General features: G+C 64.3%; 12 protein-coding genes. All 12 read right to left on the bottom strand.

Features of this window, described 5'->3' with window-relative positions; translation table 11 throughout:
- Nucleotides 1-175: 175 nt before the first annotated feature.
- Entirely contained in the window at nt 176-799 is a 624-nt protein-coding gene (locus BW994_RS18085) for a DedA family protein (RefSeq protein ID WP_029314064.1), read from the bottom strand.
- Entirely contained in the window at nt 796-1,728 is a 933-nt protein-coding gene (gene cysK / locus BW994_RS18090) for a cysteine synthase A (RefSeq protein ID WP_029314062.1), read from the bottom strand. The genes BW994_RS18085 and cysK overlap by 4 nt, the downstream gene beginning before the upstream one ends.
- Nucleotides 1,729-1,836: 108 nt before the next feature.
- On the bottom strand, nt 1,837-2,856 hold the full coding sequence (gene ilvC, locus BW994_RS18095; RefSeq protein ID WP_029314061.1) for a ketol-acid reductoisomerase: 1,020 nt from the start codon (nt 2,854-2,856) through the stop codon (nt 1,837-1,839).
- A 148-nt stretch (nt 2,857-3,004) separates the two neighbouring features.
- Nucleotides 3,005-4,093 carry an RIP metalloprotease RseP gene (gene rseP / locus BW994_RS18100; protein WP_029314059.1) on the bottom strand — a complete coding sequence of 363 codons (1,089 nt, stop codon included), beginning with the start codon at nt 4,091-4,093 and terminating at the stop codon, nt 3,005-3,007.
- A gap of 20 nt (nt 4,094-4,113) precedes the next feature.
- The gene (gene dxr / locus BW994_RS18105) at nt 4,114-5,289 is read right to left on the bottom strand and encodes a 1-deoxy-D-xylulose-5-phosphate reductoisomerase (RefSeq protein ID WP_029314057.1); all 1,176 of its coding nucleotides are present in this window, start codon (nt 5,287-5,289) and stop codon (nt 4,114-4,116) included.
- Entirely contained in the window at nt 5,280-5,972 is a 693-nt protein-coding gene (locus tag BW994_RS18110; RefSeq protein ID WP_029314055.1) for a phosphatidate cytidylyltransferase, read from the bottom strand. The genes dxr and BW994_RS18110 overlap by 10 nt, the downstream gene beginning before the upstream one ends.
- Nucleotides 5,969-6,709, bottom strand: coding sequence for an isoprenyl transferase (locus BW994_RS18115; protein WP_029314054.1), 741 nt, complete (start codon nt 6,707-6,709; stop codon nt 5,969-5,971). The genes BW994_RS18110 and BW994_RS18115 overlap by 4 nt, the downstream gene beginning before the upstream one ends.
- 8 nt (nt 6,710-6,717) lie before the next feature.
- On the bottom strand, nt 6,718-7,284 hold the full coding sequence (gene frr / locus BW994_RS18120; protein WP_029314052.1) for a ribosome recycling factor: 567 nt from the start codon (nt 7,282-7,284) through the stop codon (nt 6,718-6,720).
- Between the two features lie 10 nt (nt 7,285-7,294).
- A complete protein-coding gene (pyrH, locus tag BW994_RS18125) occupies nt 7,295-8,035 on the bottom strand; it encodes a UMP kinase (protein WP_029314050.1) in 741 nt (246 codons plus the stop codon).
- A gap of 9 nt (nt 8,036-8,044) precedes the next feature.
- Nucleotides 8,045-8,941, bottom strand: coding sequence for a D-amino-acid transaminase (locus BW994_RS18130; RefSeq protein WP_029314048.1), 897 nt, complete (start codon nt 8,939-8,941; stop codon nt 8,045-8,047).
- Nucleotides 8,938-9,378, bottom strand: a complete 441-nt coding sequence (locus BW994_RS18135; protein ID WP_029314047.1) for a hypothetical protein — start codon at nt 9,376-9,378, stop codon at nt 8,938-8,940. The genes BW994_RS18130 and BW994_RS18135 overlap by 4 nt, the downstream gene beginning before the upstream one ends.
- Nucleotides 9,379-9,786: 408 nt before the next feature.
- A complete protein-coding gene (locus BW994_RS18140) occupies nt 9,787-10,752 on the bottom strand; it encodes an IS5 family transposase (protein WP_029313732.1) in 966 nt (321 codons plus the stop codon).
- Nucleotides 10,753-10,830 lie beyond the last annotated feature (78 nt).

Raw genomic sequence — 10,830 nt, forward strand, 5'->3', positions numbered from 1 at the left:
GAACAACTCCACGAAATCCTCGGCCCACCCCCACCGCCCGTACCGCCTTGGCACCAGCCCTTCGTCCCCTCCTTCAACGTCAAAAAACTCTGGCGGAAGGGGCCATGATTTCGCACGCCTAATTCGTTACGATATCGTAATTAAATAGGCGTGCGAAATCACGGTATGCGTAAACCTACCTTGCCCGCTGCGCCCGCCCGCGCCAGACGCGCACCCCATACCACACGATCAACCCCGCCAACACAGCAACCGTTGCAATCGTGAAATCATGCATCACCGCGTGCAGCCGAGGGTTAGTCTCCCACGCCTTGCCCAGCCGAAACCCGACATAGGCAAGTGCCAGGCACCAGGGCAACGACCCGATGAATGTATAGGCTTGAAACTTCCAGAAATTCATCCGCGCCATGCCGGCCGGCAGCGCAATATAGGTCCGCACCACCGGCAGCATCCGGCTGACCAGCACCGTGACCGACCCATAGCGCGCAAAAAAACCCTCAACCCGGGTCAGCTCCGCCTGATCGAGCAGAATATACCGCCCAAACCGCTCCACCAACGGCCGCCCGCCGGCGTAGCCGACCGCATAGGCAATCGTGGAGCCAATGTTGCAGCCCAACGCGCCGACAATCGCGACCAGCCACAGATCGAACCGCCCGGTCGAGACCAGATACCCGGCAAACGGCAAGATCACCTCGGACGGGATCGGAATACACGCCGATTCGAGTGCCATCAGCACCGCGATACCCGCGTACCCCAGCGACGAGATCGTCGCGATAACGAAATGCGCGAGTGCGGCGATCAATCGGTCAATCCCGCGAACAGCGGCGTCGATAAATACCGCTCCCCATAGGACGCAATGATCGCAACGATCAATTTACCGGCCGACTCCGGCCGCTTCGCCACCTCGATCGCGGCCCACAGCGCCGCCCCCGAGGAAATACCCACCATCAGCCCCTCTTCCCGCGCCGCACGCCGGGCCATCCCGATCGCATCCTCGTTGGTGACGCGAATGATCTCGTCGTAAATCTCGGTGTTCAGAATCTCCGGTACGAACCCCGCCCCCAGCCCCTGAATCCCATGCGGGCCTTTTTCGCCACCCGAAAGCACCGGCGAGGCATCCGGCTCGACCGCAACACAGCGGAACCCGGGCTTGTGGGCTTTCATGAACTCGCCCACCCCCGTCATCGTACCCCCGGTGCCGACACCGGCGATCAGAATATCCGCCGTCCCATCGGTATCGCGCCAGATCTCCTCCGCGGTGGTCCGCTTATGGATCGCAGGGTTGGCCCGGTTGGTGAATTGCTGCGGCATGAAGTAATGCGGCCCGGATGCCACGATCGCCTCCGCCCGCTTGATCGACCCGGAAATCCCCTCCGCCCCCGGCGTCAGCACCAGCTCGGCGCCATACCCGCGCAGCACCGCGCGGCGCTCCTTGCTCACCGAATCCGGCATCGTGATGATGCACTTATAACCCTTCGCCGCGCACACCATGGCCAGCGCAATGCCGGTATTGCCCGATGTCGGCTCGACGATGATGCTGTCCTGATCGATCAGCCCCTCACGCTCCGCCGCCTCGATCATCGCAACGCCGATCCGGTCCTTGACCGAATTCGCCGGATTGAAAAACTCCAGCTTCGCGACGATGCTGCCCGGCAGACCGGCTGCCAGGCGGTTGATGCGGACCAGCGGCGTATTGCCGACCAGTTCGGTGGCGTCCTTGGCGATCTTCATCGGTGGTCCTCCCTGGCGATAGAAAGTAGGCGGTCCTTTTTTGTAAAAAAGGACCAAAAAACTTTTATCAGCGCGACGCCGTTCTGGCGCCGCCGGTCAACCGACGGCTCAGTTCTTGGCCTTGTCGACCAGCGCGCCCTGCTTGATCCACGGCATCATCGCCCGCAATTTCTCACCGACCTGCTCGATCGGGTGAGCCGCATTGGCACGGCGCATCGCCTTGAAATTGGTCTGATTGACCCGGTTCTCCAGCATCCAGTCGCGGGTGAAGCGGCCCTTCTGGATATCATCGAGCACGCGCTTCATCTCCGCCTTGGTCTCGGCGGTCACCATGCGCGGGCCGGTGACGTATTCGCCATACTCGGCGGTGTTGCTGATCGAGTAGTTCATGTTGGCGATGCCGCCCTCATAGATCAGATCGACGATCAGCTTGACCTCGTGCAGACACTCGAAATACGCCATCTCGGGCGCATACCCCGCCTCGGTCAGCGTCTCGAACCCGGCCTTGATCAGCTCGACCAGCCCACCGCACAGCACCGCCTGCTCGCCGAACAGATCGGTCTCGCATTCCTCGCGGAAACTGGTCTCGATGATCCCGGCCCGCCCGCCGCCGATCGCGCTGGCATAAGACAGCGCGATGTCGAGCGCATTGCCGGACGGGTCCTGCGCCACCGCCACCAGGCAGGGCACGCCACCGCCCCGCAGATATTCCGAACGCACGGTATGGCCCGGGCCCTTCGGCGCGATCATGAACACATCGATATCGGCGCGCGGCTCGATCAGGTTGAAATGAATGTTCAGCCCGTGCGCGAACGCAATCGCCGCACCCGGCTTGAGGTTCTTGGCAAGACTGTCGCGATAGAGATCGCCCTGGCCTTCATCGGGCGTCAAGATCATCACCACATCGGCCCAGGCCGCCGCCTCGTCTGGCGACATCACCTTGAGCCCCGCCGCCTCGGCCTTGGCAATCGCGGTCGAGCCCGGACGCAGCGCAACGGCCAGATCCTTCAAGCCGGATTCCTTGAGGTTGAGCGCATGGGCATGGCCCTGGCTGCCATAGCCGACGATCGCGACCTTCTTGGATTTGATCAGGTTCACATCGGCATCGCTATCGTAATAGACACGCATATCGAGACTCCCTTGGGCGTTCGTGACTGGTTTCAGGGGGATCGCATGAGGGAAAACGCGACGATTGGCAACCTTGATCCGGTAATACTGAGCCATGCAGCGCGCGGGATACGGAATATTATTGCGCCCGCCCGCAAGCGCGCCGCCGCTACCCCAACAGATGCGAGACGAAGTGAAACAGCCCGACATGCGCAAGGTCGTGCACGGTCACGAAAATGATCAGCGACGCCAGCAGAGCCGCGCCGATCTGCAGGCCGATTTCCTGAGCCTTGCGCGGCAGCGCGCGGCCATACAGACCCTCGGCGGCGTAGAACAGCAGATGCCCGCCATCCAGAATGGGGATCGGCACCAGATTGATCAGCCCAAGGTTGACCGAGAGCAGCGCGATGAACGAGGCGAAATCGGCCAGCCCGAGCGAGGCGGCCTGACCCGAAATCTGCGCGATGCGGATCGGCCCGCCGAGATTGTTAACACCCTTCTGATGAGCCACCAGGTTCCACAACCCATCGAGCGTCGCAGCGGCGGCGGCATAGGTTTCGATCGCCCCGGCGCGGATCGCCGCGGGCGGCGCGAGCCGGCGCAGTTTGACGTCAGCGCCCATGATGCCGAGTTCACCAAGCCGCTGGCCATCGACCATGTGCGACGCGGTGGTCAGGTTCGCCCCCTTCACGATCCCGTCATGCGTATAGGTGATCGCGATGCGATCATCCGGGCGGGTGCTGATCAGTTTTTCGATATCCTCGAAACTCTTCACCTTCTGGCCATCGATGCTGGTGATGCGATCGCCCTTGGCGATGCCGATGGCGGCGGCCGGCGTGTTGGGCATCACCTGGCTGACCACCGGCATCACGGTCGGCGCGCCGGCGGTCGCGAAAATGGCGGTGAACAGCACGAAGGCGAGCAGCATGTTAGCCGCCGGCCCGGCCGCCACAATGGCGGCGCGCGCGGCGAGCGACTTGGTGCGAAAACTATCCGGCGTCCCTTCGCCGGTCGTCTCGCCGCCCAGCTCGGCCCAGCCCTTCATCCGCACGTAGCCGCCGAGCGGGATGGCGGCGAGTTTCCAAACGGTGCCGTGCTTGTCGGTGCGCGAGAGCAGCGCCGGGCCGAAGCCGAGCGAGAACGTCTCGATCGCGACCCCGCGCCAGCGCGCCACGAGATAATGCCCGAGTTCGTGCACCGTGACGAGAATGCCGAGCACAACGATGAACGCGGCCAGCGAGCGGATGAGGTCGATCATGCTTCCGTTATATAGGATGTTCAGGCCGCGCGGGAGGCTCTTTTCACCCCAAGTTCCGATTCCGTGATGGCGCGCGCTTCGGCATCGAGCGCCAGCACCGCCGCAAGGTCGGCGATCGGCGGCGCGCCGAGCCGCTGCATCACAGCCTCCACGATGGCGGCGATGTCGAGAAAGCCGATCCGCTTGGCCAGAAACGCCGCCACCGCGATTTCATTGGCCGCGTTCAGCACGGTCGATGCCCCCTGCCCGGCCTGCAACGCCTCCCGCGCAAGGCGCAGCGCGGGGAAGCGGCCGGGATCCGGTGTTGCAAAATCGAGCCGCGCCACCGCGGCAAGGTCGAGCCGGGGCGATGTCGTCGCAATCCGCGCGGGCCAGGCGAGCGTATGCGCAATCGGAATCCGCATGTCCGGCGCGCCCATCTGCGCGAGCACCGAGCCATCGCGGTAGCAGACCATGCCGTGGATCACCGATTGCGGGTGGATCAGCACCTCGATTTCCGCTGCCGTCAGATCGAAAATCCGCGCCGCCTCGATCACTTCGAGCCCCTTGTTGAACAGGGTCGCGGAATCGATGCTGATTTTCGCGCCCATCGACCAGACCGGATGTTTCAGCGCGCGTTCGGGCGTCGCCTCGCGCATCTCGGCCAGCGAGGCCTCGCGGAACGGGCCGCCGGATGCCGTGAGGATGATTTTTTCGAGCACATGGCGGTTGCCATCGGCCAGGGACTGAAAAATCGCGTTATGTTCGGAATCGACCGGCAGCAGCATCGCCCCGGCATCCGCAATCGCGCGCAGAAACACATCGCCGGCGGACACCAACGCCTCCTTGTTGGCGAGCGCGATGGCGCGGCCATTGGCGGTGGCCGCGAGCGTCGGTTCCAGCCCGGCGGTGCCGGTGATCGCGGCCATGGTCCAGTCGCTCGCCTGCGCCGCCGCGCCGATCACCGCATCCCGCCCGGCGGCGATGCGGATATTGGTGCCGGACAGCGCATCACGCAGCGCAGGGAAGGCCGATTCATTGGCGATGACCGCAACATCCGGCCGCAGCGCGCGGGCCTGCTCGGCCAGCAGCATGGCGTTGCTGCCCGCGATCAGCGCGTTGACCCGGTAGGCATCCGGCGTTTCCAGCAACAGATCGATCGTCTGGGTGCCGACGCTGCCGGTGGAACCGAGGATCGAAATGGTTTTCACCGCCATAGCGGAAGTCCTCCTTGGGCGAGCAGAGCGAGCAGGGCGGCGAGCGGGGCGGCGGCCAGAACGCCGTCGAGCCGGTCGAACAGGCCGCCATGCCCGGGAATCGTGTTGCCGGAATCCTTGACGCCGAGGCGGCGCTTCAGCGCGCTCTCACCGAGGTCACCAAGCTGCGACACCAGCGAAAGTGCCGCCGCCGGCAACAGGCCGAGCGGGCCGCCGGCGAAAATCATGCCGGCGAGCATGCCGATCAGCAAACCGCCGATCGCGCCGCTGACCGTCTTGCCCGGCGAAATCGCCGGCGCCAGCTTGCGGCCACCGACCAGACGCCCGACGATATAGGCGCCGATATCGGTCATCCAGACCACCAGCAGCAGGAACAGCACGTCATCGAGCCCGACATCCGGCCGGTTGCGCAGCCAGAGCAGGGCAAGACCGGGCAGCGCGGCATAGGCGAGGCCGGCCAGCAGAAACCGGTTGCGCGTGCGCGGCGCCTCGAAATGGCTCAGGGCGCGCCACTCGCGCAACAGGCCGATGAAGAACACCGCGATCAGCGCATCCCAGACCAATCCGCCCAGAATGAGCCCGAGCAGCGCGACCGGAATGAGCACGGCGGCCGAGGCGGTGCGTAAGCCAAGATCCTGAAACCGGGCCCTGCGGGTTTTCGGGGGGGCCAGTTGCGTGCTCATTTCACCGGGGCGGGCATGGCGGGGCGGGCACCGAACCGGCGTTCGCGGCGGGCATATTCCGCAATCGCGCTGGCCAGATTGGCGGCACCGAAATCGGGCCACAGCGCGTCATCGAAAATCAGTTCGGCGTAGGCGGCCTGCCACAGCAGGAAATTCGATAACCGCTGCTCACCGCTGGTGCGGATCACCAGATCGGGGTCCGGCATGCCCGCCGTCGCGAGATGCGCGGTGAAATTATCCTCATCGAGCAAGGCCGGGTCGAGCGTGCCGGCCTTGGCCTCACGCGCGATCCGCCGCGCGGCGGCCACGATTTCGGCCCGCGCGCCATAGGACAGCGCGATCACCAGGTTCAGGCGCTCATTGCCTTCGGTGCGGGTTTCGGCGGCGGCGAGTTCGGCCTCGAGCGCGGGGCCGAACCGATCCCGCTCGCCGATCACCCGCAACCGCACCCCGGCCTCGGCCAGTTCGTTGAGTTCGGAGCGCAGATAGTGCCGCAGCAGAAACGTGAGGTCGGTGACTTCCTCGGCCGGACGGCGCCAGTTTTCCGATGAGAACGCAAACAGCGTCAGCCAGCGCACATTATGCTCGATCGCCGCCTCGATGGTGCGGCGCACGGCGCGCACCCCCTCACGATGGCCGGCGGCGCGCGGCAGGCCCCGGCGCGCGGCCCAGCGACCATTGCCATCCATGATGATGGCGATGTGGCGCGGGGTGAGCGGCGGGTTCTGGCTGGTCATCGGTGTCGTCAGACCTGACGGATATCCTTGTCTTTTTCAACCAACAATTCATCGATCCGCTTGATCATCGCATCGGTCAGCTTCTGCACCGCGTCCGACCAGTCGCGCATCTGGTCCTCGCCGATCTCGCTCTTTTTTTCCAGATTTTTGATGGTCTCCATGCCGTCGCGCCGCACGCCGCGCACCGCGATGCGGGCACCTTCGGCATATTTGCCGGCCGCCTTGGCAAGCTCGTTGCGGCGCTCCTCGGTCAGGATCGGCAGCGGCACCCGGATCATCTGCCCATCCGGCTGCGGATTGAGGCCGAGGCCGCAGTCGCGGATCGCGGCGACCGTTGCGTTCACCATCGAGCGATCCCACACCTGCACCGTCAGCATCCGCGATTCCGGCACCGCGATGGTCGCAACCTGGTTGAGCGGCATCATCGTGCCATAGGCCTCGACCTTGACCGGTTCGAGCAACGCCGGGTTGGCGCGCCCGGTGCGCAGGCCGGAGAAATCGCGTTTCAGCGTGTCCATCGCGCCATCCATCCGGCGTGACAGATCGGCGGAAATACTCTCAAGATCGGTGGGCATGGCGGCCATCCTAGTGCTGTTCCACGATACGGGTGAATTTACCCTCGCCGCGCATCACCGCGGCAAAGGCGCCCGGCGCGCGGATGTTGAAGACGATGATCGGCAGATCGTTCTCACGTGCAATGCTGATCGCGGCGGCATCCATCACCGTCAGATCGCGCGACAGAACCTCGAGATAGGACAGTTCCTGATAGCGCTCGGCATCCGCCACCTTGCGCGGATCGGCGGAATAGACCCCATCGACCTGGGTGCCCTTCAACAGCGCGTCGCATTTCATTTCGGTGGCACGCAGGGCTGCCGCGGTATCGGTGGTGAAAAACGGGTTGCCGGTGCCGGCCGCGAAAATCACCACCCGGCCCTTTTCCATGTGCCGCTCGGCACGGCGGCGGATATAGGGTTCGCACACCGCCGCCATCGGGATGGCCGACTGCACCCGCGTCGGCACGCCACATTTTTCGAGGGCCGATTGCATGGCCAGCGCGTTCATCACGGTGGCGAGCATGCCGATGTAGTCGGCCTGGGCGCGGTCCATGCCGCCGGCGGCGCCGGAAATGCCGCGAAAAATATTGCCGCCGCCGATCACGAGGCAAACCTCCGCGCGGGTGGCCACCACATCGGCCACGTCCTGCGCGATCGCCGCGACGGTTTCGGTGTCGAGCCCGTAATCGCGCTTGCCCATCAGGGCCTCGCCCGAGATTTTCAGCAGGACGCGGCGGTAATGCGGCTTGGTTTGGGCTTCATGATCGGTCATGGGGGCGTTTCATCCGATTCCTGCGGCGGATGCAAGGCGGGGGGCATGATTATGCGCAGCCCCATCCGCATGGCGGGCGAACAGGCCGAACAACCGCGTGGTGATCGGGCCCGGCGCGCCATCGCCCACCGCCACGCCATCGACCCGCACAATGGGTTTGACGTAAGATGTGGCGCTGGTCAGGAACACCTCGCGCGCGGCGCGAAACTCCGCCTCGGTCAGGCCGCGCTCCTCGAACGCGATCGCGTTGTCCGCCAGCAGCGCCGACAACGCCGCCCTGGTGCAGCCCGGCAGGATATGATCGTCGAGATGCCGGGTGCGCAGCACGCCATTCGCATCCACCGCCCAGACCGTGGTCGATGATCCCTCGGTCACACCGCCCGACCCGTCGATCAGAATCGCCTCATAGGTCCCGGCCTCGCGCGCCTTTTGCTTGGCCAGGCAATTTGGCAGCAGATTGACCGTCTTGATGTCACACCGGCCCCAGCGAATGTCCGGCACCGTGATCGCCGTGCCCGCCCAGGCCTTGATATCGCGCGGAAACGCAGTGCCGTGCCGCGCGGTGACCACCAGCGCCGGCGCGATACCCTTGGGAAACGCATGATCGCGCCGGGCGACGCCGCGCGTGATCTGCATATAGACAATGCCCTCGTTCACCCGGTTGCGGCGCACCACCTCACGCAAGACCACCAGCAAGGCGGCATCGTTCATTGGCGGCGCAATCGAAACCTCGCGCAACGACCGCGCGAGGCGGCTCAAATGCAGATCGGTATCGACGAACCGGCCCTCATGGATATGAATGACCTCGTAAATCCCGTCGCCGAACTGATACCCGCGATCCTCGATGCTGACCGCAGCCTCGTTGTGCGGCACATACCGCCCGTTCACATACGCAATCCGGCTCATGATTTGTTCACCTGCATGATCGTCGCCGTCGGCTGGCTGTCACGAATGCCCAAAAACGCAATGCCGAACAACGCCGCCAGAATACCGATCACGATCACCATCAATCGCAACCGATACGATACCAATACACTCGCCGCCTGCGCATCAACCCGCAACAGCCCGGCCGCCCGCGCCATGCCGGCACGGTCTGGCGCCAGACCCGCCAGCACCCGCTGACCGCTGACGCCCAGCAACGGCTTGGTCGCCACCAACGCCGCCCGCATCGCCCCCGCATCGCCCGAAGCCGCCGCCTGCGCGATCGCCGCCTCGACAATCACACCCCGCACCCCCGGAATCGGCGCCGCATACGTCGCAAACACCCCGATCAACGCAACCATCAGAAACGCCGTCAACATCATGCCGATCCGCTGGCCCGAAACCCGCTCACGCGCCGCCATACCATCACCCCTCCACAAACACTCAATCCATGCGACCCGGTGCGCATGGCGTCAATGCGGGGGCGCTTGGAGCAAGAAAGGCCAGGGGCTCTGCCCCTGGACCCCGTTAAAGGCGGAGCCTTTAAAATCCATTAGTTTTAGGTAAGGGGAGGGCGACCCCAGGCCAGATCGACTGAACCACCGAGGCAGCGCCCTCCCCTTGCCTAAAACTAGCGGGTTCTAAGGGCTCCGCCCTTAGGGAACCTCTGAGCAGCCGAGTTTTTCACTATCGTGTCTGTTGTGCAAACAGTGATCGACCGGCAACGGCTGTGTTGGGCCACCCGACGGCGCAAATTCGTAGCGATTTTGGACTTTTGGGCGGCTTCCAGAGCCTTTTTTCCGGGCGCTGGACAGACTCGCCCCCGACCCTCAACCCGCCGGTGTGATCACCCGCCGTGCGATGTAGAGGTTCACCAGCGCAAACTGGCTGAATAGGTGCTGCTCATTCTTGAACAACCCGCGATACCGCACCTTCGTATGGCCGAACTGGCGCTTGAGAACCCGGAACGGATGCTCGACCGCCGAACGCAGCGCTGCCATCAGCCGGTTCAGCCGCTTCTGCTCAGGCGTCGTGTCGTAGCCTTTCGTGCGCTTGAATGGCACAAACCAGCGCGGGCCAGCCTCGTCCTCTTCGCGCACACGGTCCGGCTCGCGCGTTTTGTCGGCGTAGCCGCGGTCACCATGCGCCGTTTGCTCGTCGCCGTGCAGCAACGTCTCCGCCATGCTGTAGTCCGACACCTTACCGGTCGTGACCTCCAGCGCATGCACCAGGCCGTGCGCCGTATCGACGCCGATATGCGCTTTCATGCCGAAATGCCACTGGTTGCCCTTCTTGCTCGACGTCATCTCCGGGTCGCGTTGGCGGGCTTGGTTCTTCGTCGAGGGCGGGGCGGCAATCAGGGTTGCGTCCACAATGGTGCCTTCGCGCAGGATCAGGCCTTGGTCCGTCAATAGCGAGACAACCTCCTGGAACAGACTTTCCGCCAGTTGGTGCGCCTCCAGCAAATGGCGGAAGTTCAGGATCGTCGTCTCGTCGGGCATGCGACTCTCGCCCGCGTCCAGTCCCGCAAAGCGGCGCAGCGCGGGGATATCGTGCAGCGCTTCCTCCATTCCGGGGTCTGAATAGCCATACCAATGCTGCAGCAAGTGGATCCGCAGCATCGTGCTCAACCGATAGGGCTTGCGCCCTCGCCCGGCGAGCGGATAGTGCGGTTCGATCAGTGCCTCCAGCCGCCGCCACGGCACCACGCGCTCCATCTCCGCCAGAAACACGTCCCGCCGGGTGATCTTCCGCTGTTTGCGGAAACCGTCATACTCAGCAAAACTGCGCTGCATCCAGGGTCATCCTCTCTGTCAAACCCAGTGAATCATACCGAAAGCGTATCGTAAAGGACTTTTTCAGAGTTTCCTTAG

It is taken from the genome of Acidiphilium rubrum, assembly GCF_900156265.1.
Classification (GTDB): domain Bacteria; phylum Pseudomonadota; class Alphaproteobacteria; order Acetobacterales; family Acetobacteraceae; genus Acidiphilium; species Acidiphilium rubrum.